Annotated in this window: 17 protein-coding genes and 1 tRNA gene; 12 read left to right on the top strand and 6 right to left on the bottom strand. The window is 38.5% G+C overall.

The genetic code is table 11. The features are described from left to right. The first annotated feature begins 117 nt into the window (after positions 1-117). The 4 genes from O1D97_RS07485 (at position 118) to pepQ (ending at position 4,762) form a co-directional block, all read left to right on the top strand. Positions 118-1,005 carry a DMT family transporter gene (locus O1D97_RS07485; protein WP_269124329.1) on the top strand — a complete coding sequence of 296 codons (888 nt, stop codon included), beginning with the start codon at positions 118-120 and terminating at the stop codon, positions 1,003-1,005. A gap of 145 nt (positions 1,006-1,150) precedes the next feature. Then, positions 1,151-1,375 (top strand): YgaP family membrane protein, encoded by a 225-nt coding sequence (locus tag O1D97_RS19865; protein ID WP_428981106.1) that lies wholly within the window; start codon positions 1,151-1,153, stop codon positions 1,373-1,375. A 41-nt stretch (positions 1,376-1,416) separates the two neighbouring features. Beyond that, positions 1,417-3,357 carry a putative bifunctional diguanylate cyclase/phosphodiesterase gene (locus tag O1D97_RS07480; protein WP_269124327.1) on the top strand — a complete coding sequence of 647 codons (1,941 nt, stop codon included), beginning with the start codon at positions 1,417-1,419 and terminating at the stop codon, positions 3,355-3,357. Positions 3,358-3,478: 121 nt separating this feature from the next. Continuing rightward, the gene (gene pepQ / locus O1D97_RS07475; RefSeq protein ID WP_269124325.1) at positions 3,479-4,762 is read left to right on the top strand and encodes a Xaa-Pro dipeptidase; all 1,284 of its coding nucleotides are present in this window, start codon (positions 3,479-3,481) and stop codon (positions 4,760-4,762) included. 102 nt (positions 4,763-4,864) lie between these two features. Here pepQ and O1D97_RS07470 read toward each other — a convergent pair whose 3' ends face one another. Together O1D97_RS07470 and O1D97_RS07465 are read right to left on the bottom strand one after the other, a co-directional pair. After that, on the bottom strand, positions 4,865-5,794 hold the full coding sequence (locus O1D97_RS07470; RefSeq protein WP_269124323.1) for a diguanylate cyclase: 930 nt from the start codon (positions 5,792-5,794) through the stop codon (positions 4,865-4,867). Further along, positions 5,785-8,274 carry a response regulator gene (locus O1D97_RS07465; protein ID WP_269124321.1) on the bottom strand — a complete coding sequence of 830 codons (2,490 nt, stop codon included), beginning with the start codon at positions 8,272-8,274 and terminating at the stop codon, positions 5,785-5,787. The genes O1D97_RS07470 and O1D97_RS07465 overlap by 10 nt, the downstream gene beginning before the upstream one ends. Positions 8,275-8,611: 337 nt before the next feature. Here O1D97_RS07465 and O1D97_RS07460 point away from each other — a divergent pair. After that, positions 8,612-8,688 (top strand) — tRNA-Arg (locus O1D97_RS07460). A gap of 241 nt (positions 8,689-8,929) precedes the next feature. Here O1D97_RS07460 and O1D97_RS07455 read toward each other — a convergent pair. Then, positions 8,930-10,636, bottom strand: a complete 1,707-nt coding sequence (locus O1D97_RS07455; protein ID WP_269124320.1) for a thiamine pyrophosphate-binding protein — start codon at positions 10,634-10,636, stop codon at positions 8,930-8,932. A gap of 216 nt (positions 10,637-10,852) precedes the next feature. Here O1D97_RS07455 and O1D97_RS07450 point away from each other — a divergent pair, with 216 nt between their 5' ends. The 4 genes from O1D97_RS07450 to O1D97_RS07435 all read left to right on the top strand — a co-directional run bounded on the left by O1D97_RS07450 (position 10,853) and on the right by O1D97_RS07435 (position 14,447). Beyond that, the gene (locus tag O1D97_RS07450; protein ID WP_269124318.1) at positions 10,853-11,350 is read left to right on the top strand and encodes an Lrp/AsnC family transcriptional regulator; all 498 of its coding nucleotides are present in this window, start codon (positions 10,853-10,855) and stop codon (positions 11,348-11,350) included. 219 nt (positions 11,351-11,569) lie between these two features. Then, positions 11,570-12,556: a TRAP transporter substrate-binding protein gene (locus O1D97_RS07445; protein WP_269124316.1), complete on the top strand. Its 987-nt coding sequence runs from the start codon at positions 11,570-11,572 to the stop codon at positions 12,554-12,556. Positions 12,557-12,624: 68 nt separating this feature from the next. Next, the gene (locus tag O1D97_RS07440) at positions 12,625-13,155 is read left to right on the top strand and encodes a TRAP transporter small permease (RefSeq protein WP_269124315.1); all 531 of its coding nucleotides are present in this window, start codon (positions 12,625-12,627) and stop codon (positions 13,153-13,155) included. Next, positions 13,152-14,447, top strand: coding sequence for a TRAP transporter large permease (locus O1D97_RS07435; protein WP_269124313.1), 1,296 nt, complete (start codon positions 13,152-13,154; stop codon positions 14,445-14,447). The genes O1D97_RS07440 and O1D97_RS07435 overlap by 4 nt, the downstream gene beginning before the upstream one ends. A gap of 32 nt (positions 14,448-14,479) precedes the next feature. On the opposite strand, the gene O1D97_RS07430 is transcribed toward O1D97_RS07435, so the two are convergent. Continuing rightward, positions 14,480-15,175 carry an aspartate/glutamate racemase family protein gene (locus O1D97_RS07430; RefSeq protein WP_269124311.1) on the bottom strand — a complete coding sequence of 232 codons (696 nt, stop codon included), beginning with the start codon at positions 15,173-15,175 and terminating at the stop codon, positions 14,480-14,482. A 52-nt stretch (positions 15,176-15,227) separates the two neighbouring features. On the opposite strand from O1D97_RS07430, the gene O1D97_RS07425 reads away from it, so the two are divergent. From O1D97_RS07425 to O1D97_RS07415, 3 genes are read left to right on the top strand one after another with little or no spacing between them, the layout of a single operon-like run. Beyond that, the gene (locus O1D97_RS07425; protein ID WP_269124310.1) at positions 15,228-15,575 is read left to right on the top strand and encodes an FAD-binding oxidoreductase; all 348 of its coding nucleotides are present in this window, start codon (positions 15,228-15,230) and stop codon (positions 15,573-15,575) included. A gap of 35 nt (positions 15,576-15,610) precedes the next feature. Beyond that, a complete protein-coding gene (locus O1D97_RS07420) occupies positions 15,611-16,462 on the top strand; it encodes an NAD(P)/FAD-dependent oxidoreductase (RefSeq protein WP_269124309.1) in 852 nt (283 codons plus the stop codon). Positions 16,463-16,470: 8 nt separating this feature from the next. Then, positions 16,471-17,790 carry a hypothetical protein gene (locus O1D97_RS07415; protein ID WP_269124307.1) on the top strand — a complete coding sequence of 440 codons (1,320 nt, stop codon included), beginning with the start codon at positions 16,471-16,473 and terminating at the stop codon, positions 17,788-17,790. A 152-nt stretch (positions 17,791-17,942) separates the two neighbouring features. On the opposite strand, the gene O1D97_RS07410 is transcribed toward O1D97_RS07415, so the two are convergent. Both O1D97_RS07410 and O1D97_RS07405 read right to left on the bottom strand, forming a co-directional pair. After that, positions 17,943-19,274: a pyridoxal phosphate-dependent aminotransferase gene (locus O1D97_RS07410; protein WP_269124305.1), complete on the bottom strand. Its 1,332-nt coding sequence runs from the start codon at positions 19,272-19,274 to the stop codon at positions 17,943-17,945. Positions 19,275-19,607: 333 nt separating this feature from the next. Continuing rightward, positions 19,608-19,796, bottom strand: coding sequence for an ATP-binding cassette domain-containing protein (locus O1D97_RS07405; RefSeq protein ID WP_269124303.1), 189 nt, complete (start codon positions 19,794-19,796; stop codon positions 19,608-19,610). Positions 19,797-19,926 lie beyond the last annotated feature (130 nt).

Here is a 19,926-nt window from a genome sequence, read left to right as displayed (position 1 = left end):
TCCAAATGGTAATCCAAAACATAATTATTATTCCTTTTACTTTTCAATCGTAAGACACCATGCTTGCATAATAATAAACCTTATCCGATCTCAGCACTCTAATTAAAAGGCTCTCCTATGTGGATTTTCTCAACTTTAATCGCCGCTTGGTTCCAATCGATGAGAACCGCTTATCAAAATTCTCTATCTAAAGAATTTGGTACTTTACACGCCACGCTAGCTCGCTCTCTCTTTGGACTGCCATTCGTTGTTATTTATGGCGTTTTTTGCTGGTTATTTTTAGGGCCAATTCAATCCGCACCGTCCATGTATTTTTACTTAGCGGCTTTTATTGGAGCCATTGCTCAAGTAGCGGCAACCTATTTAATGCTTAATTTATTTAAAACAGAAAGTTTTGCAAGTGGAACCTTATTCGCAAAAACAGAGGCTATCATGACGGCATTATTAGGCCTATTGCTCTTTGCTTCTGCACTATCAACTATCGCTTGGATTGGCGTCTTTTTAGGAGTGGTAGGCATCATTATTTTAAGTGTAAAAACCAAAATCGCGATCTCGAGTTTTTTCCAAACAGGTCCATTATTCGGTTTATCTAGTGGTTTTTGTTTTGCTATTACATCACTTGCAGTCACCTATGCTAGTCACGAATTAGAAGGCAATTTAGCCACCAGAGCCGCATTAACGTTAATACTCGTTCTAAGCATTCAGTCTCTCTTATTGTGGTCAGTTCAGTCTTATTTAGAAAAAAGCGTTTTTAGTCCATTCACTAAAAACATTCAATTAAGTAATAAAGTGGGGTTTTTCAGTGCCATTGGGTCCATTGGTTGGTTCACCGCATTCTCATTAGCGAATCCTGCCCTTGTTAAAACGCTTGGGCAAATTGAAGTCATTGGGACCCTATACTATTCAAAATACCGTTTTTCCGAAACAATAAGTACTCGGGAATGGATAGGGGGTGGTTTCATTCTAACCAGCGTTGCTATTGTTGCTTTTGCCAGTTTTTACTAACGTATTAAGGCACCTAGAAAATAGCGCCTAAAGATACGTATTCAGCCACAACATTTCGTCACAAACTAATCTGAATGAATAGAGTTAAAGTAAACTATAATTAAATTAGTAAAGTTTAATTCTATTCATTAAGGTCCACTAAAATATGTTGGTATCAAGAAACCTAAGTACTATCGATCGTACTCTTCGTGGAGTAATTGGTGTAAGCATTTTTATTTTTACGCTTTTTTTTAGTAACTATATAGAAGATTCGATAGTATGGTGGTTACTCTTTATCTTCTCAGTTTTGAACCTTGTTTCTTTATTGACCGCATGGTGTCCAATTTACCACTTGGCAAATCTAAGCACCTACAAAGCAAAAGACGAGTAAGCACTGTCCGCTTCGTATTTTGCATATAAGAAGGAAGCTTCATGCATTCAAATTCAACTACAGCTTTAGATAGAGACCCTTACTTTCAATTGCGATTAGTTTGTGTGTGTGTAGGCGTCGCTATCGTTGTATCAATCATATACATTGTTGTTGTTTATAAAATAGCCTCCGACATTGGCTCGTCTACAGAGCTTAATGCCATTTCAACAGAAGCAACCAACTTTCAATATGTACTCGATACTCATGAGATAGAGCAGTCAAAAATAAGAATTGAGGCCGTTCTGAATAAAAACTATGCGGCTAATCCGTCAGAAAACAACGCGACCTATAGCTTTTTTTTGTTCAATTCTCCTGATGCTTTTTCTTTTACTAACCTCCCGCCCCAAACATCAAACAAAGCATTAGAGAAAACGTCAGTGTTAGTCAATGAAGATAACCAAGGTATTATCAACATTGACAATAAAACGTTTGCATGGATAAGACTAAAAACCAAAAACAATGCAGACATTATCTTTTTTAAGAGTGCACAGTCGATCCCCTTAGCTCTCAACTACATCACTAAACGTTTGATTGTGACATCTATCATTACCTTTTGGATTGCGGTTTGGCTCGCATTATTCTTAGCCACTTGGATAAATAAAAAAGTTCAAAAGAAAAATGACGATCTTGCTCATATTGCCACTCATGATGTTTTAACGAAGCTACCCAATAGACTGCATCTATTTTCTAAGTGTCGAACCGAAATTAAAGAGTTAATCAGTCAAAATAAAATTGATAGCAACAAAACATCCGGCGCTATTCTACAGCTTAATTTGAACAGTTTTAAAGAAGTTAACGATGCTTATGGTCATGCGATTGGAGACAAAGTCCTTATAAAATTCGCTCAAACAATTCAGCCAATCCTGAGTAAAAAGGAAATTTTAGTCCGAATGAGCGGAGATGAGTTTATTATATGGAGCAAAGGGCTAAACGAGGCCAGCGCCTTAAAAATTGCTGAAAGGATACTGGATACTTGTACAAATAGAATAGTCATTCATGACCTTAGTATCGAAGTGATACCAAGTATTGGTATTGCCTTACTCTTCCAACATGGAACTGACCTAGACACGATCATGACTTATGCGGATCTAGCCATGCACCAAGCGAAATCTAATCGCTTAGGATCTTATGTTTATAATGAGACTCTGGGTGCAACCTACCTCTATGAAGCAAAACTTCGAAGTGATATTTCAGAAGCCATAAAACAAGAACAAATTTTTCTACTCTATCAACCGAAAGTAGATACCCAAACGGGCAAAATAATTGGCGTTGAAGCACTCGCGAGATGGGAACACCCCATTGAAGGGATAATTTCACCTATCCATTTTATTCCTCTCATTGAAAAAAGTGTTCATATCCATAAATTTACTCGCTATGTTATTGAAAAAGCGATTATGCAAGCAAAACAGTGGCAGCTTCAAGACATAGATATGGTTATTGCCGTCAATATTTCCCCTTATAATTTACTAGACATTAACTTCGTCCAAGACATTCAAACGATATTAACACGACACAATCTCTCCTCATCATCATTAGAAATTGAACTTACGGAAACGGCGATGATGAGCAATATTTCTTCTACGAAATTGAGCTTAATTGAATTACAAAAAATAGGTGTCAGTATTGCTATTGATGATTTTGGCACAGGGCTTAGCTCACTCTCTTACATTAGCCAGTTAAATGCAGATGTCATTAAAATTGATCGATCATTTGTCATGGATATGAATACAAACAAACATAATTTTGCGATAGTTGAAGCCATCATTCATCTAAGTAATCGGCTAAATTGGACTGTAGTGGCCGAGGGTGTAGAATCTCAAGAGCAATTAAATACGCTTAAATCCCTAGGCTGTCCATACGCTCAAGGATACTATTTTAATCGGCCTTTACCTGCAGATAAAATCAGCACCTTAATGGCTGACAATATTGCGTATCCAGTTTAAAGTAACCCTCTCTTTCAGTTTCGAGTTCATTTATTTAGAATTCACTATTTCATTATCTACTTGAGCAATACCCATTACTTATCTATAGTTCTGCTTACTTTTACGCTTAACAGGTATGCTAATGGACTCTTTATATTTTTCTCACATAAAATCATTAACCTCTTTCTATCAAGATACCTTAGAGCGTTTTCAACTTGATCAGATAATCATCGCCAGCGGTACGAAAAGTTATTATTTTCAAGACGACTACACACACCCTTTTAAACCTTATGCGTACGCACAACAATGGTTACCATTTGATGTTGAACCCGATACCTTTATCGTTATTTCAAACCATTCAAAACCGACATTAATCTGGCCATTAAAAGAAGATTTTTGGCACGCTCAACAAAATTTACCCGAAGGTAGCTGGTCTGATTTATGGACAATTAAGCCAACCAGAGCCAATGAAAATTGGGCGGATACCATCAAAGGAAAAACAATGTGGTTAGGCCAAGATATAGCAGGGTTGTCGGATAAGTTTGGTCGCTATGATAAGACTTTAGCCTGGCTAGATTATCATAGAGCCTATAAATCAGACTATGAAGTTGATTTATTAAAGCAAGCGAATGTTAGAGCGTTGAAAGGCCATCACGCGGCGGAAAAAGCTTTTTTTGAAGGTAAAAGTGAACTCGATATTTATTTAGACTACCTTCGAACCAGCCAACAAACAAGTCCACAAGAGCCTTACTCGGGCATTATTGCTCTCAACCAAAATGCCGCCGTATTGCACTACGAGCATAAGCAGATACAATCTCCAGATAAGTTTCGTACATTACTTATTGATGCCGGAGCAAAAGTAACTGGATATGGAAGTGATATAACTCGAACCTTCACCACCGATAATAATCTGTTTAATGAGCTACTTTGCAAAATGGATCAAATTCAACAGTCTCTTGCAAATAAATCCATTGCCGGTACCGACTATAAAGCGCTGCATGCCACCTGCTTAACAGAAATTGCTAATTTATTACAAGAGTCTCAAATTTGCTCGTTATCTGCAGAAGAGCAAATAAGTAAAGGCATCACCCAAACCTTTTTCCCTCATGGTTTAGGACACCTTTTAGGGCTACAAGTTCATGACGTTGGTGGCCATCAAGTTACACCTGAAGGTGATATTCTAAAACCACCATCTTCGGCCCCTTTCTTACGATTAACAAGAAAACTAGAAGAAAATATGGTCATTACGATTGAACCGGGATTATATTTTATTCCTATGCTTCTAGAAAAAATGCAACAAAGCTTGCCTCAGCACGGTTGCGATATGGCACTCATCAAAACACTAATACCATTTGGGGGAATACGGATTGAAGATAACGTATTAGTAAAACAAAACATAAGTGAGAACTTAACTAGGAATAGTTGAACACCTTAAAAATACATGTAGGTACCTATAAACATTATTCAAATTATCTGAAATGATTTATAGGTATCCACTCAATTTAGTATAGACAGATAATGATGTGTTCTAGGCACATACTCGATTTCTACCGGATATTTTCGCTTGATACAATTTTTTATCTGCAGCATCCACAACCGCTCTTGAATCCATATCTTGCGATAAGCACCCAGTGACACCAATGCTAATCGTTAACACATTAAAATTTGAATCCAAATGCTCTATGCTCAAGAGTTGAACTTCTTGACGTATTCTTTCTGCGACCTGCTCTGCTCCAGCGAGATCCGTTTCAGGCAAAATAACCACAAACTCTTCGCCGCCATAACGAACGATAAAATCGGACATTCGTTTTAGTCCTTCATTTTGAATCGTAGCGGCTACTTTCTTTAAAATCGCATCGCCTTCCACATGACCATAGCGATCATTAAATTGTTTAAAGAAATCAATATCAATCAATAGAACACTTGTATCTCGTTGTGTGCGCTTAGCCAAATGAATATGCTTAATCAAATGTTCATCAAGATAACGTCGATTAAATACACCTGTTAGCCCGTCCACATATACCATTTTTAATAACATATCTTTTTGGTATTTGAGCATCAAATGAGACTTTACTCGATTTCGAAGAGTCATTGGATTAACCGGCTTACTAATAAAATCGATTCCGCCACTGTCCCAACAGTCATTTTCTTCTTCAGGACTATCACTACCCGTAATAAATATTACAGGAATCTCCGAAGTCTCTTCCTGCAACTTTAATGTTCTGCAAGTATCTAGGCCAGATAAACCCGGCATCACAACATCCATCAGAATTAGATCTGGATTTTCTTTTACAACCAAATCTAAAGCTTCTTCACCAGACGTGGCGGCTAATACGACATAACTTCCATTTAATGAAGAATAAATAGCTTGAATATTAACTGGTTGGTCATCAACAACTAAGATTTTCGCATGAGATAAGTCTATCTCTTTACTGCGTAACCATGACTTTAAAGGCATTCATTTTCCTCTAACAAGGTATTTATAATGACCTGCACATCTTTAAACCTTAATTTATTTAAGGCTTCATCTAGAGACTTTGTCTCGGTAGGGTAAAATACACTTAGTTCACTCATCATGTTCTGAAACGTATCAATTGACTGCATATTATTTGAAGAAACCTCTTTCAGTAATAATTTCAATGAGTTATACAAACCTATACTAGGGTTTTCAAAAGAATTTACTGTTGCCAATGGAGCTACTTTTTCTTCTAATAAATGAATTAATTTAGGGATAACGTATTCAGCTTCAGAAATATGCTTCATTAGCATAGTTAAATGACGATCAAGCCCTTTGAGTTTATCTTTTAATAGCAATGTATCTATAGATTTTGCGCATTCAGCTAAATCATTAAATCCTAATGAGGCCGAGGAGCCTTGAAGCATATGCATCATAGGTTTTAATTTCTCAACGTTGGTTTCCTCTGAGTCCCCGATTAATTCTGCATGGCAAATTTTTATATCATTCATAAATGACTCTAAAGACCGTTTATAAATATCTTTATTTTGATTGAAACGAGCCATCACCTCTTCCCATGCTATATTATAGTGCTGGCACAACTTGAGTGTTTCTTTATCAATAAAATCGACTCTTTTAGGGACTATAGGAGATATTATATTCAATTCCGTTTTTGGGCTATTCGTCGTGAAGGTATCTAGAGCTCTAATCAAATCGCTTACATCATATGGTTTTGCAATGTAGCTATCCATACCCACAGTTAAACATTTATCGATATCCACTGTTAATGTCCTAGCCGTTAAAGCCACTATCGGCAAAGTCTCGAATTTTTTCTGCCTTCTAATTTCAATTGTTGTATCTAACCCATCTAAATCCGGCATTTGAATATCCATAAACACCAAATCAAAGTTAAACAAGTTCTCCTCTAAGACCGTTAATGCATCTTTCCCCCCATGAGCGACAATAACCTGACAACCTAGACTTTCAAGCAAGCCTTTGGCAATGGTCTGATGGGTAGGGTTATCATCGACTAATAAAATACGCTTATTAAACCTAGGCAATTCACCATTGAATGAGTCTTCCGTCGGTTTTTTTGTGAGAGACAATGTGTCTTTGACCGAATCGTACAATTCATGGGGTGTAATAGGTTTCATTAAAAAACCATTTAACAAAGACGTATCGTTTCCATATAGATTGGATAGCATGGATTTAGAATAAGCCGTTATCATCATCACGAGAGGCATTTTTTTAGAGAATGCTTGTCTTCTAATTTCCTCGGCTAACTCTCTACCGTTCATTTCCGGCATACTCCAATCGATTATCGCTAAATCAAATTGTTTGTTTTCGTCTATACTCGATAATAAGGCAAGTGCCTTTAACGGGCTGCTCGTATATTCGTAATGCCAGCCAAACTCTTCGATGTATCCCCCCAGTATACTTAACGAGGTTGGATTATCATCCACCAAAAGAATAGAGAAAGCCGAGGATTTTTCCATTTTATCGACCAGCGACTCTTGTATCGATGCCGTTTCAAACACAACATCAAATGTAAATTCACTTCCTTTATCTATTTGGCTTTGTACACTAATTTTTCCTTTCATACTTTGAACCAGCTGACTAACGATTGTTAAGCCAAGACCGGATCCTGAATAGAGAGAAGATAGAGAGTTTTCATAAGGAGAAAAAAGTGCTTGAACTTCTTTTAATTTCTGTTTTTCCATCCCGCATCCCGTGTCTTTGACAGAGACCTCTAGATTTACAAAGTGTTGATCTAGGCTGATGGCTCTAAAGCGCACTACTATCGCGCCTTTTTCAGTAAATTTGATCGCATTTTCCATTAAATTAAAAAGAATCTGCTTAAACCTTTCTACATCTCCTTTTACATACAGAGGAACATTAGAGCTCAAATCATAATAGATCTCACTGTTAATCTCATGACTCGACAAGGTACACTTCATTCCCACTTCCTTAATAGCGTCCTGCAGAAAGAAATCTTGATTGGTGAGTAATAAGGTTTCTTGCTCAATATCCGTAATGTCAACGACATCATCTAATGTTTGTTTTATCACTCTTAAAGAAAACTTTGCATCCTTTGCGTATCTAAGTTGCGCTTTACTTAGTTCCGTCACTTCAAGTAACTGCATGAAGCTGTTTACAGCCGAAAGAGGCACCATTAAATCTTGACTCATTTTTGCTAAAAATCGCGTTTTCTTGGCACATAAGTGATTTAAAAGCGCAATTTGTTCAACTAATAATGAATTTTGTAATTCTAACATTTGGCAATCTTTTACATGAACGTCTTTCATGTGACGATACAATAGGCGTAGACCAACAAAGCTAATCATTGCTAGACAAACAATAAAAAAACCAAGATAGATAACGAGATTATCGATTGGATAATCAAAAAAAAGTATTAGAGACGCAACAAAGACCTCTCCTAAAACGGCGATGAAGAGAGGTATTGTAAATATTATTTTCGGCATTTCTGTTTACTCCATAACATAAACCACCGCCACATAAAGTGAACCAACGAGATATTCCAACACAGTTAACCTATTTCCATCCTGATTATTAAGTATCGTTCAAAATATTAAAAACAACCAGTTTTCACGAAAAAACTCCACTCAAAAAATACATATAAATACATTAGTGTAAACAACCTCACTAAGCCGTCTTATTCTTCATTAGTTCATACAATATATTGAGAGACGTGTCAGTCTTCTGTATACTTCGCGCATTCTTATGATTGTTCAAACATAAGCGATACTGGTTTCGTTAGTAATTAATAGAAACAATGTATTTCAAAAGATCAACCGTAATGCATCCGTAGCTCAGCTGGATAGAGCGCACCCCTCCGGAGGGTGAGGCCGGAGGTTCGAATCCTCTCGGGTGTACCATATCTTAAAAAATACACACCTCTTATATAAATCCCCACTTTATTGAATTACCTTGACTCACAACAGTTAAGACTTGGCTTGCTTTCTCAATGGAAAGTTAATCCTTCATTTAAATCGCCGCCTTCATATAGAAATCTAACGAGCTTAATTGAAACAATATGCAATGTGAGTCACATTCCACCATGATGAGCACATAAAAAAGACGACCGAAGCCGCCTTTTATTCAAACAGTATTTTAACGCTATCCAAGAAAAGCCGTCACTGGCACTTCACTCTCTTCTAATGGTCGAGTATACACATCAACTAAAGTGGGTCCTTCTGTTGCAAAGGCCTCTGCTAATGTTTCTGCTAATACATTAGGATCTTTAACACTCCAAGATTTCAATCCATAAGCGGCGGCCACTTTGGCATGATCAGTAGTCGAGAACTGTGTTGAAAAATAGCGTTTACCAAAAGAACGATCTTGCCCTGCACGAATCCATCCGAAGCTTGAATTATTAAGCACGATCAATGTTACAGGGAGATTATAACGAACGATGGTTTCCAGCTCTCCAGAGGAGAAACCAAAACTACCATCACCCATAACCCCCACCACTTTTCTTCCCGTATTTGCAAAATGTGCGCCCACGACACCAGGTAAAGCAAACCCTAACCCACCATGAAAACGATGGAAAATAAACGACCGACCAGACTTCTGAGGTTCGAAGAAGGCGCATAAGAAAGGCGTCGGTGTACCAGGGTCAGAAACAACAATCGCATCATCAGGTAAGGATTTTTGCAATTCAGTTACAAATCGCTCACCGTAAATAGGCATAGCATCTGATTGAGAATAGCGATCAAAACGCTCTTTTTTCTGTGTTTTAGACGCTTTTACCGCTTTTAATCCCCATTCTGACAGAAGACATTTACTTTCCTGTTTGGCAAGCAAAGCGACTAATTCAGAAAGTATGACTTTTGCATCTCCGACTAAAGACACATCCGTCAAATAGTTTGCACCGATAGATTTTGGATCGATATCTATGTGTAATATTTTCTTTTCACCATTATATGGGTTTGTACGTTTTTCACTGGTAACGGAGCCCACTCGACAGCCAATATATACCAGTGTATCCGCCTCACGTAATACATCACGTGCTCCTGCAGTAGAACCATTCGTACCAATAGTCCCCATCGCCAATGGATGTGTTTCTGTAATGGTACCTTTTGCTGAAATAGTGGTTCCTACTGGAGCGCCAAGGAGTTCAGAAAATGCAATAAGTTCATCCACTGCACCGGAATGTAAAACACCACCTCCACAGACTAGTGCAATTTTCTCAGCGTTTAGAAGCAGATCGATGGCTGCGGCAAGATCTTCATTTGATGGTAAAGTACGACGACAAGGGAATACACCAAAAGAAGGGTCTCCCCACACTTCATCGGCATCAAGCTCCCCTTTTAATACATCATAAGGTAAACCGATGTGAGCCGCCCCCGGCGTACCGGATGTCATCGCATTGAAGGCGGCACGTACCGCCGTTGGTACCGCTTCAGGGATTTCGGCCACTCGAGTGTATTTAGTAAAGGTTTTAAATAAGGCTTCTTGATCACATTCCGTTAACACAAACCTATCTCGACCAGCGACAGGAATATCGGAGGTAATCGCCAAAACAGGGATCGTCGTGCCATTCGCTTCAGCAATACCTGGCACCATGTAGGTTGCACCAGCCCCACTTGGACCTTCCACGACGCCAACACGATTTGTTAATCTAGCATACACATCCGCCATATAAGCCGCGCAGCGTTCATCGCGGGTTAAAATATGAGTCATACCATGGTCAATTTTAGTTAAGCTGTCATAAAAAGGTAAACTGGTGTCTCCGCAAACACCAAAGATGTGTTTTACCCCCATTTTATCTAACATCATAACCAATGAATCTGCCGCAGTAATTTTCTTTTGTTGTTCTGACATTACATTCCTCTCATAATCATAGTTGACTTCAAAAACAAAAAAGATGATTTTAAAAAAGAACCTAGCCCTCCCGAGGCTAGACCCATCTTCCACCTCTGATCTAAAGTTGGCATAGTTGTTGATTGCTCTTATTTCAGTTTCCTATTCAATACAGTCGAATATAAGTAGGCAAAATGCCGGATTTTGTATGTTATTCGTCATTCTGAGGATATAAAAATGTCAAAGTGGTTTAAAAATGAATTAGATCGCAAGCTAGTTGCTTTACTGCAGGTTAACGCTCGGGACTCAACGAGCAATCTCGCCAAAAAATTAGGCGTCGCTCGCTCCACGGTTCATGAACGCATTCATCGATTAGAACAGACAGGGGTTATTACAGGTTATTCAGCGGTTTTAAGTAAAAACCCAACTGAGGGAAATGTGCAAGCCATGGTCATGTTGGCCGTTGAACAAAAACGAGGAAAGCAAGTTGTTGCTAGGTTGAACAGCTTTCCTGCCGTTAAGGTTTGTTTGGCGATCAATGGTAACTTTGATTATTTCCTCAGCGTTGAACAACCAACTCTAGAGGAACTTGATGAGCTACTTGATGCCATAGGAGACATCCCTGGCGTTCAACGCTCAACCTCTTCAATTGTTCTCTCTCGTAAATTTGATCGTCGATATAAAGAAGTATTGGAAATGGTCAAAACACAAATGAATGATGTCGGTGACCCATAAATAAAGTGAAACAAAATTATTCTTATTTATTCAATCCTAGAGTCATAAAAGCTAAACAGTAAGTGAGGGGGAAAAAGAAAAAACAATCAATATGTCGTTTTTTACCTACCATAATGCCGGAAAAAAGAAAAAATTTATCACTTTTTATGATGCATCAGTTCAGGCAAGCCGATTATATTAAAACTGCAATTAAAAAAAACTCACATTAAGGAATCAAAAATGAAAAGATCGATCCTAACACATACAAAAAAAACACTAATCGGAGGATTAACCGTTTGTCTTTCAAGTATTTCATTTGCAGCTGAAACATGGGATATGCCGTTAGCCTACTCTTCTTCAAACTATCATTCAGTTATTGCAAAAGAGTTCGCTGAAGAAATAACCAGTAAACAAAACGAAGTGAAGTTCATTACACACCCTTCGGGCTCGTTATTTAAAGGTGGTGAAATTTATGGTGCGGTACGCCGTGGTTTAGCGCCAGTTGGAGAACGTTTAATTTCTGCTCTCAGTAATGAAAGTGCCATCTACGCAATCGATGCTATTCCATTCTTAGCAACAACCTATGAATCGTCTTGGAATCTTTATCAAGCGTCTAAACCCGCATTAGAAGAAACACTTGAAGAGCATGGGCTTAAGTTACTTTACTCTGTTCCATGGCCACCACAAGGTTTATATGCAAACAAACCAATTAACTCTATCGCGGATATGCAAGGATTAAAATTCCGTGCATACAATCCAGCCACTTCCACTATAGCGGAGCTTATGGGGGCAATCCCAACCAAAGTAGAAGCCGCTGAAGTAGCGCAAGCTTTTGCAACGGGAGTAGCAGAAAGTATGCTGTCCTCAGGCTCAACAGGATACGATCAAAAACTATGGGAAAGTGTGGACTATTGGTATGACGTAAAAGCATGGCTACCAAAAAATATGGTGTTCGTTAACACACGCTCATGGAATTCACTTTCTGAAGAAACCCAAAAAATTATTCTCGACGCATCCGCTACCGCGGAGAAAAAAGGTTGGTTAAAAGCAGAAGAGTTAGCGAACTGGTATAAAGAAGAGTTAGCGAAAAACGGCATGAAAGTCCAGCATGCGGGTACAACCTTGACCGATGAGCTACAAGCAATTGGAGTAAAAATGACCCTAGACTGGTTAAAAGACTCCGGTTCTGAAGGTCAAGATATTATTGATACTTATCAGGCGATGTAAAAGCGCTTAAAGAAGAGCTCAAATGGGCTCTTCTTTGTATTCAATTAATAAAAACGGATCACTCCTTTATGTTTACCCCACATTTATTATCCGCCTTAGATAAACTGTATAAAACAGCAGGTGCTTTAGCGGCTTTGTGCTTAGTTGCCATGACAGTATGCGTTATTACAAGTATTGTGAGTCGATTGCTTAGCTTGTATGTCCCAGGACTTACCGAAATCGCAGGCTATCTCATGGGAGCGTCAAACTGTTTAGCACTTGCCTATACCTTCCGTAACAAAGCGCATATTCAGGTAACGCTCTTTGTAGAGATGTTAACGCCTATAGGACAAAAAGTTGCCAGTATTTTCGCCCTCGCCGTTACCGCTTTAGTAACCGCTTACCTTTCCTATTACATGGTTAGACTGACTTATTTTTCATGGGACTTTCATGAACTAAGTGATGGATCAATTGCTCTACCTTTATGGATTCCGCAAAGTGTTGTTGCCTTTGGTACTGTGATTTTAGCAATTAGCCTCGTACATTCCTTAATCGAATATTGTGTGATGGCTAAAAAAGGCACGGCAAATGAATCAACTGACCTATTAGGTGTAAAATGAACGAAATTGTACTCATCATCGTATTTTTAAGCGTCCTTTTCTTCCTACTTGGTTCTGGAGTATGGGTCGGTGCAAGCTTAATTGGTTGTGCCATCATTGGGATGGAATTATTTACGAGCCGACCTGTTGGTGACTCCATGGCGATCACCATTTGGGGATCTATATCTTCGTGGACACTCACGTCGCTCCCTCTCTTTATATGGATGGGAGAAATACTCTTTAGGACCAAGCTGTCTGAATCATTGTTTAAAGGGTTAACTCCTTGGATGTACAAACTTCCAGGGGGTCTGTTGCATGTGAATATCACAGGTTCTGCTGTGTTTGCGGCCATATCTGGCTCATCCGCCGCCACCGTCGCAACCGTTGGTAAAATGTCGATACCCGAACTGCAGAAAAGAAAATACTCTGAAAGCATGATAGTAGGAACTCTAGCGGGTGCTGGTACACTCGGCCTATTAATACCGCCTTCTATTTCCCTCATCATTTATGCTGTAACAGTTAATGAATCGATTGCAAAGCTGTTTGTCGCCGGTATTTTACCTGGGCTCATGTTAGCAGGCCTTTTCATGGCTTTTATTGCGATTAATTCCATATACAACAAAAGCGGTGATACCAAAGACCTATCATTTAATTTTAAAGAAAAGATAAGTGCTCTGGTGAGCCTGTTGCCCATCCTGACTCTTATTCTCTGCGTCATTGGGTCTATTTATACAGGCATTGCAACCGCTACTGAAGCCGCGGTTTTGGGTGTCGTAGGATCATTACTTATTGCCGCCGGTCAGAAAAGCTTGAATTGGGAGAACTTTAGAGCATCTTTAATGGGGGCCGTAAAAACCTCCAGCATGATCGCCTTCATATTAATGGGATCCCATTTTCTTTCACTTGCAATGGGGTTTACCGGTTTACCACGTCAACTCGCTGAAGGAATTGGTTCGCTTGAGCTGTCTCCTTTAACTCTGATTATCTTCTTAACGCTTTTCTATATTGTTCTCGGTTGCTTTTTGGATGGTCTATCTTCCATCGTGCTCACCATGGCCGTTATTGAACCTTTAGTACGTCAGGCAGGATTTGACATGATTTGGTTTGGTATCTATTTGATGGTTGTGGTTGAAATGGCTCAGATCACTCCTCCAGTAGGATTTAACCTTTTCGTATTGCAATCCATGACAGGCCACAATATGGCATTCATAGCGAGAGCGGCATTTCCTATGTTTCTCATTATGATTGCCGCTGTGTTTATTCTCGTTTGGTTTCCGGAAATAGTGACTTTCTTACCAAATGCAATGGGGTAGACTTTTAGCCTCCCCCTTATTCATTAACTGGTTTAGATTGATTTTGTCTCTCTAAACCAGTTAATGGCTTGAATGATATCAAAAACAGGTAAATTTGTTGCTGTTTTAACTGCATCAATATAAGGAGATAAATTTGTACACTCCAATACAATTGCTTTTATATTTTTATTATTTTCAATTAATTTCAAAGCAGAAGAAACAACCTCTTCCTCTGATTTAACGACATCTAAACTAAGATAATCATTTTTAATGGTTTTATACAACTCTCCATCTTTAGGAATATCACCAATGACAACATCATTTTTATAGTGTCCTCCAAAATGTTTTTCGTTTAGTTTTTTTGCATCAAAAGTTAATACCCCTACTTTGTCATTCTCTTTATTTATAAAGGTTCGAACAAATGGAAGAGTCAATAGAGAACTGGTTAATATTGGTACATTAGTAGATTTTTTTAATTCATCCTGCATTTCTCCCAAGAAACCACAGGTTGTTACTATTAAATCTACCCCTTTGTTTTCTAAAGATTTTATACTTTCAAAAATGTCTTTTTTTATATCGGAGTGAACACCTTCTGAAGTGACGATAGCGCTTACTTTAGCTGATGATACTCGTTCATAAAGTACATTAAATGCAAAAGAGTCTGGGTTGCCAATATCACCCATCACCCGAGGAAAATGGGTATTAAGCATTAAAACACCAAGAGAGAAAGGTTTACTTATTTTTTTCATTTTTATGAATCCACAGTTTAGTTTTTAATTAATTTAATCAAAGGTTTTTCAAATGATCAACGTTTATGTAATTGGTGCAGGTATTGTTGGTGTAAGTTGTGCCTTAAATTTACTTGAAAAAGGTTTCAAGGTCACATTAATTGATAAAGAAAATAGTGTTAAAGAAACATCCTTTGGAAATGCTGGTGTAATCACTCGAAGTTCAGCATATTTAATTAATAATAAGAACTTAATTCCTAATCTTAAAAAATATATATTTAACAAAAATCCAGCCGTAAAACTTAATCATTTATATTTAATAAAAAATATAAATTGGTCAAGCCAATTTTTATATCAATCATTAGAAAAAAATCAGAAAGAAACATTAGCTATCTTGATTCAATTATTCGAGTGTCATTAGACGAACATAAGAAGTGGTTAACAAGATCAGCGGGGATGTCACGACTACGAGAAGGAGGATGGTTGAAACTCTTTCATTCTGAAGAAGGTGCAATGGCCACTGACTATGAGCAAGCGATATACAATAAACTGGGTATCAACTTTGAAATATTAAACGCACAACAAATTCAAATATTAGAACCGGCTTTAAAGCACATTTATGGCAGTGCATTACATATTAAAGATGCCGTATCAGTAGATCATCCAGGTGAAGTCACTCAAAGCTATATTAATCTTTTTGTAAAACTTGGAGGACAGGTAATACGTGATGGCATACAGAGCTTGTCAATTGAAGGAAATCAAGTTGCCCTACATGGCCAAAAGTCATACCTAGCAGATAAAGTGGTTTTAGCCGCTGGTCCCTGGTCTAATGATCTGCTTAAATGCGTATCAAAACCCATACCAATGTGTTTTGAGCGTGGGTATCATAGACACTATCAGTTCCCTGAAGGGCCTAGGTTAACTCGTCCCATTTATGATGTAGACAGTGCATTTGTTTTGACGCCAACAACTCAAGGTTACCGGCTTACTAGTGGCTCCGAGCTCAACGACAAAACGGCACCGGATTCCTTTGTTCAGCTTGATAAAGTATCAATATCGGCTCAGCAAAGTACGTATTTAGGGGCTCCTATTGAAAATACCGAGTGGAGAGGTAATCGACCAACATTGCCTGACTCATTACCGGCTATTGGCCCATGTCCTAATCAAGACAATATTTGGTTAGCTTTTGGTCACCAACATATTGGCTTCAGTACAGGACCTGCAACAGGACGATTAATCGCTGAAATGATCTCTCAGCAACCAACATTTATTGATGCATCACCTTTTTCTCCCGCGCGATTTTATTAAGGAATATTATGTTTTCAAAAAAGCACCATTCGCCATTCTCTATCCATACATTTTCAGGATACGGTGTTGTCGCTGGTTGTGGATTATTTTTATTGTCCTTAATTCCTTATTTTGAGTGGTTATATGGTTTCTCTGCCCTCTGTTATTGGGGTGTTTTTATCGTCTCTTGGAAGCGATTAAACCAACGTAATAAAAGTCAAATCCGACTTCTCATTGGCGCTGGCGGAGTCGCTCTTATTTACCATCTCTATTTAGCGGAAAGCATTGATCTGAGCTCTCTACTTGAAGGAAATTTAGGCATAGTAGCCATGCTTACAGGCGTTTCTCTATTAGCTCTGCTTCCTGATACAGCCAAACAATCGCCCCCTGTTTTAGGCATTAAAGGCGCCTTGTACACCTGGCTCAGCGTTCACTTACTGGGGGCTGTTATTAATATGTCTGCGACGTTTTTTGTTGGTGATAAGCTACAAAGACCAACCGGAAAAATGACCATGCCTCAATACTCTATGCTTGTAAGAGCATTAACCAGTGCGGGGCTATGGTCTCCATTTTTTGCATCGGTCGCTGTGGCCCTATCGATTGCACCTGATGCCGAATTTCATAATCTTGCTATGATAGGGATCCCGATGGCCATTTGTTCTTGTCTGCTGTCTCTTTGGGAATTAAAAAGGCGTGATCATCTAGCCTCTTTTTCAGGCTTCCCAATTGCCGTAAACTCCTTATTTTTTCCTGTGATGTTGGCATTATTAGTGATCGTATTTCACTATTTTATTATGACGCAAACGCCAATCCTATCTATTGTTACCTTACTTAGTCCCTTATCTGTCGTGATTTACTTAACCTTAAAAACCGGCGGAAATCACACAAGATCACGTATTCGAGATCATATTCATATTCGCTTACCTAATATGGCGAATGAGATCGCATTATTTTTATCTGCTGGCTTTCTTAGTAAAGCAATTAGTCTGGCATTAATGAGCACATTTGGTAACGAATGGTCACTGTTTACAAGTTTTGGCTTTAGTGAAGCCCTTATCTGCTTTATCGGGATTTGCGGAATCTCTTTATTAGGGCTACATCCCATAGTTGGTATTTCATTAATGAGTTCATTTGTTCCAGCAGGCAGTGCAGACAACACCCTACTGGCGTTCGTTTCTCTAAGTTCATGGGCTGTTGGAACCGCCATTAGTCCATTGTCAGGGATTAATCTGTCTATATCAGGAAAATACGGTGTAGATAACTTCCAGCTTGCCCGTTCAAACTGGCGATATGGAGGAATGATGGCTGTGGTCGTGGCATTCGGAATGATGGGGCTAGTACTCTTTTGAGCGACTGTTAGAAGGCGCCACTTTCTTCAACTGTAAAAACCTATTCTCATAAAAATGAATAGTTCTCTTACCCTATAAAAAAAACGAAACCTAGCAATGGGAGACTCATAGGTTTCGTTAAAGGGCTTACTTAATTTACTTAATGTCTAAACCTAGCGTACAAACCGCTGAGAAAATGCGTTTAACCGTTCCTCAAGTATTGATAATTGATTATCCTGTACTTGAGATACACAGGCTCTAACACCTTCAATACGCTCTGAACCAGTATTAGCAAGGGAAATAGCACTGATTCCGAAGTAGAGAAGGTTCTTCAATAACTCGTCTCCATCCATATCAGGATACGAAACCGTAAAATAGAAACCATCACTCAACGGTTTTCCATTATCTTCAGCATAAACAATCTCAAAACCATTATGTGTAAACAGCGCTTTCATCACTGCGGCACGTTTTTCATAAACTTGAGTCAAGTTGAGAAACGGCAATGTACCATCATTCGCGGCCTTCAACATCGCAGCTAAACCATATTGCGTCGAGTGCGTTACGCCTGAAGACAATCCGTGCAAGGCTCCAAAAGTAATGGCTTTACCATATTGAGTATGGCCAAAATATTTTTTTAGATTAGGAAACACTCTGTGATACAACATATTCGAAATAATCATGCTACCAATACGCTGTCCAGCATAGCTAAACACTTTGGAGCTAGAAATCAGTAACACATAATTATCCGTATATTTTGCTATCGTAGGTTGATAGGGAGCCTCTCCTGGAATCGAATAATCGTCTCTATAATCCATACCAAAGTAAGCTAAATCTTCAATCACAATGACGTCATAGCGATCAGCCACGTCAGCAATAATGGCTAACTCTTCATCGTTAAAACAAATCCATGCAGGATTATTTGGATTTGAATAAAGCAAAGTGGTGTACTTACCTGTTGAAAGGTGCAATTCCAGTGCTTGCTTCAGCTTGCTTCCCCGATGATTGTATACATCAAAACTTCCCCAAGATTGCCCTATCATATCAAGTTGGCGCTTCTGATTCGGAAATCCCGGATCGATAAAGAGTGTACCACCTTCATTACGAATACGATTCGCCACTAAAAAAGTCGCTAATGCTCCTTGTGCAGAACCTACTGTTGGAAAACAAGTCGCTTCCTCAACCTGAATATCTAAAAACTGAGAGCAAAATCGACTCATTTCTTTTTTTAATGAAGGAATGCCTTCAATCATGGGGTATTTTGAGGCAACCCCCTGCTTTAACGCCTCCATCTCGGCTTCAATACCAATCATAGGGGCTGGAAGACCTGGTACGCCCATCTCCATTCGAATATAGTGCTGACCAGATTGTTGCTCAATCTTATTTACCAATGAAACTAATTCTCGAATAGATGCCCCTGACAAGGCTGTCAGGTTGGCTTGATTCAACTGCTCAGTAACGATATGAGAATTTATCGGGGTATTAGTAAGTGCGTGTGAATGATTCATTATTCTGCCTTTTCGTATAATTCAGCTAGAGTATCCAGTCTAAAAGGCAAGGCAAAGTAGTTATTTATTAATGGGGGTATAGCTAAAAATTTGAAGGCTTAAAATCAATCAGAACAAAAAAACATTAACAACATAACTATATGATTTAATTATATTTTATAAATAAAAATAGCATCGCAATATTTTTTGACATGTTTTTTTTTCATGAACTTATCTAAATATATCGTAGCGACCTAAATAGGAATTACGCCTAAGCGACTGCTTTCCTCTCTCTACAAGCTCAGTCTATAAATAATAGAGACAGACAGGCTTATTTTTAAGCGTTTCTACTGTTTAGGGCATATCATAAAGTTCACTCAAGACCCCACTACTCATAATCACCTCTGGTGTATCTTGGTGAGCCACCATGCCGTCTTTCATAGCAATAATTTCATCACTATAACAAGCGGCAATATTGATATCATGAATCACTAAAATAACACTTTTATACATTTCATCAGCCACGCTTCTTAATACTTTCATAATAGTGGCTTTGCTTTATTTATACGGCTAGCTTTACATTCACGATTTGCATAAGCCATGATAAACAACGTATCAAGACTCGTTCACTACCATAGCCCCCACCTTAATTAGCGCGAGAACTATTAACGCT

Source organism: Marinomonas phaeophyticola (genome assembly GCF_026966905.1).
GTDB classification, from domain to species: Bacteria; Pseudomonadota; Gammaproteobacteria; order Pseudomonadales; family Marinomonadaceae; genus Marinomonas; species Marinomonas phaeophyticola.
The sequence above is the reverse complement of the archived record's forward strand: the minus strand, read 5'-3'. Positions and strand labels throughout refer to the sequence as shown.